This window comes from Okeania sp. SIO2F4, assembly GCF_010672385.1.
In the GTDB taxonomy this organism is placed as follows: Bacteria; Cyanobacteriota; Cyanobacteriia; order Cyanobacteriales; family Microcoleaceae; genus Trichodesmium.
Window position 1 is genome coordinate 1 of the sequence record NZ_JAAHGT010001077.1, and the last position, 3,058, is coordinate 3,058.

Below are 3,058 nucleotides of genomic sequence, written 5' to 3' on the forward strand. Positions count from 1 at the left end.
AGCATAAAAATAACCCCTTGGTAAAATACTTGCCTCCACAATAGTTAAACATTCAACTTGATAAGGATAAGAAGGAAATAGAGGTTGACCAACAATATCTCCTTGACCCCAAAATCCTAGAGTAATCGTATTTTGTTCTTCATTCTTGGTCAGAGTACGAACTATTCCAGAATCTATTCGCCACAATAATACATCTGTTAATGGTATTAGTTGACGGCGTTTAAATTGATGGCTCTTTAATTTAGGGACTGCAGTAATTACTGAATTTAAGCTCACTTTTCTTCTCCTATTTATGTTGCAGAATCTGTATTTTCCCAGCAAACAGCTGTCAGTCAGCCTCCTGGGGATGAACTACGTTAACAGCTATCAGTTACTAGCATAAGGATAAGTGAAGTTAGAAGAATTAAAAGTATAGGGAAAAGCAGATCGGATCAACTGAGTTATCTACCAGACCACCTCTACAAATTGTCTATACTGAATTGCCCTATTTGTGATTTATTTTTATTGCTGACTGCTAATAGCTAATAGCTGTTTTACTACCGCACAACTTCGTTTTTCATTTTCCGTAGGAAAACGCTGCGCGACATGAATGCGCAGCATTCCGCAGGAAATGCTTATATATTGTTGACTATGCAACAGTTACTTCTCAGCTAATTTTTTTTGAGTAAGTTAATTGCGAGTTGTTGGGTTTGTCGGTTGGGAATGGGAGTATTTTGAATTAGCTTCACAGACTTGTAATGCTGGTTTTACAAGATTATTATTTGCTTCATAGTCACTACAATTTATTGCTGTTTCGGTAAGAGCGCTGTAAGGATTTACAGTACACTTTAAACGATAATCATTTGTAAAAAATGTACAGCGACTACAGGGAATTTGATGCAGTCGTTTAACATAATTTATTCCTGACTGAAACGTTAAATAAAAATTACGCAAACCTATAGTAATTAGTGATATCATACCAATCATAAAAATGGTACGAGCTATGCTTTGAAGTATTTCTTCAGGGAGGAAATTAATCATAGTTTCAACTATATAGTGAATGAATGCTTCGTGAAAAATTCCTAGTTAGAGGTAGTAATGTAACTATCCAACAACTGAAGCGATCGCTAACTCTATTAGTTATAGCGTTTAGAAGTTAAAAATAATGTCAAATAATACACTATTTTCTTCTTAAAATTAGTAACTAATTAGGGTTTGCTAAAAAAGTCTGAGGTGTGAGGGGAGCAGTGGGTAGTCGTCGGATTAGCGACGTACAGGATAAATAGGAATTACAAAGGAGGTAGAAGGAAGAATCGTCTGAGATTTTTTTCTACATTGTCTGCTAAAATCATCACATTTTGAGCAATTCTCTTCTAAAATATAGAACTTTTTTAGCACTAAAAAGTAAGCATTCAGTTATTAGGATTTACGTCCCAGAATGCTCCGTAAACAGCATTCAGATACATGAACGTAATAACTTACTATCTTTTTCGTGTCGAAATTTTAATTCTCCTTAGAGACTAATTCCTCCTGAGAAAATAATGAGTTAATGGCTGATAGCTCATAGCTGTTAGCTGACTGCTAAATGGTTACCTAAAAAGGCTTTAGCTTTCATTTCCAAATACTTTTATATTTGATCGGTAAGCCATAATTAGCCATGATTATATTCTGAATTAACTACTATAAAAATATCAGTAATAGAACATTTAACTTGCTATTACTTGTGGAGTAATATCTGATAATACTAAGCTATTTTCTTGCCAAAATTCTAGAAGTGGTCTTGCTACATTTAGAGGTGAAAAATGATGGAAAAAATAACGACCTTCAGGACATTCCCAAATCCGATCTTCTGGTTTTAAAAATGGTTGCCATCCTTGAATTAAATTAGGATCGATAATTGCATCATCATTACTACCACATACCATTAAAGGTACAGGAACTTCTCTGGGAATCATACTTTGGCGTTTTAATAATGAATGAGGAGATGGAGATAAATCTAAATCTCTCTCCAATATTCTGACTAAATTTTGAGTAATTTTTCTATCTTGTTCACCAAATAAACTTTTTACCATATTCGTCAAAACTATTTCCCGACTACAAGGTAAAAGATGGCGATGTACATAATAATGTGCTTGCCAATCAACTGTGGGATGAACTCCTACAGATAATAAGGTTAAAGATTTCACTCTTTCTGGATATTTACGAGCATATATTAATCCTACTAATCCACTTGTACTATGACCAATAAGATGAATGGGTTTATTTAAAGATTTGAGATAATCATGAAGTAAAGTTACAGCTATATCTAGAACACAAGGATCGTCGGGAGTTTGCAAATAATCCCATTCTGCAATTAAAACTTTTCTAGATAAGTAACGAATTAATCGCTGATTAAAAACTTGTAGACTAGGGCTAGTATTTAACCATAATACATCTGGAATTTTAGACATTGCTCTTGATTCTCCTAAGTTATTAAGATACTAATAAATAGTACCTTTGAGTAGATAATAATTTTTGGAGAAGGAAGTATCTGAAATTAGAAGTATATCTTGAGGTTTTCTAGTAGATTTTTTTTAGTCTCAACTAGATATTGCTCAAATATTCTTTCCGTTTTTTCAGAAAGCTTCCTTCTCTTAGAAGTTTTGAAAGTTAAAGGAATTTTTCTGACTTAATCAATTGTAGTCAAATCTGACAACTTTGCTGGTTAAATCAGACTAAATACCAAAATCTGTTTTTAGTTGCGCTACCCATTTTTTGATCCGTTCTTCTGTTAATTCGGCTTGATTATCTTCATCTAAAGCTAAACCTACAAATTTGCCATTTTTGACTGCTTTAGATTCAGTAAAATCATAACCATCTGTAGACCAATGCCCAACAGTAGTACCTCCTAAACTAGAGATTTTTTCCTCTAACATACCTATGGCATCTTGAAAATTATCAGCATATCCTATTTGGTCTCCTGTACCGAAATAGGCAACTTTTTTGCCCTTGAAATCGATATTATCTAGTTCATCAAAGAAACCTTCCCAGTCACTTTGTAGTTCACCAATATTCCAGGTAGGACTGGCAACAATTAAAT

Annotated in this window: 4 protein-coding genes; all 4 read right to left on the reverse strand. The window is 33.6% G+C overall.

Annotated features, from left to right (window positions below; all coding sequences use genetic code 11):
* Window positions 1-276, reverse strand: a 276-nt coding sequence (locus tag F6K22_RS37255; RefSeq protein ID WP_483244193.1) for a cyclic nucleotide-binding domain-containing protein, incomplete at its 3' end; no start/stop codon positions are given.
* A 393-nt stretch (window positions 277-669) separates the two neighbouring features.
* On the reverse strand, window positions 670-1,020 hold the full coding sequence (locus tag F6K22_RS37260; protein ID WP_375340232.1) for a hypothetical protein: 351 nt from the start codon (window positions 1,018-1,020) through the stop codon (window positions 670-672).
* A 665-nt stretch (window positions 1,021-1,685) separates the two neighbouring features.
* Window positions 1,686-2,429 carry an alpha/beta hydrolase gene (locus tag F6K22_RS37265; protein WP_293109797.1) on the reverse strand — a complete coding sequence of 248 codons (744 nt, stop codon included), beginning with the start codon at window positions 2,427-2,429 and terminating at the stop codon, window positions 1,686-1,688.
* Between the two features lie 264 nt (window positions 2,430-2,693).
* The coding region (gene fldA, locus F6K22_RS37270; RefSeq protein WP_293109799.1) for a flavodoxin FldA at window positions 2,694-3,058 on the reverse strand (365 nt) is incomplete at its 5' end.

What these genes read in the sequence shown, in the direction of transcription:
- F6K22_RS37265 (WP_293109797.1), bottom strand. Translation starts at nt 2,429, where the DNA reads ATGTCTAAAATTCCAGATGTATTATGGTTAAATACTAGCCCTAGTCTA.
- F6K22_RS37260 (WP_375340232.1), bottom strand. Translation starts at nt 1,020, where the DNA reads ATGATTAATTTCCTCCCTGAAGAAATACTTCAAAGCATAGCTCGTACC.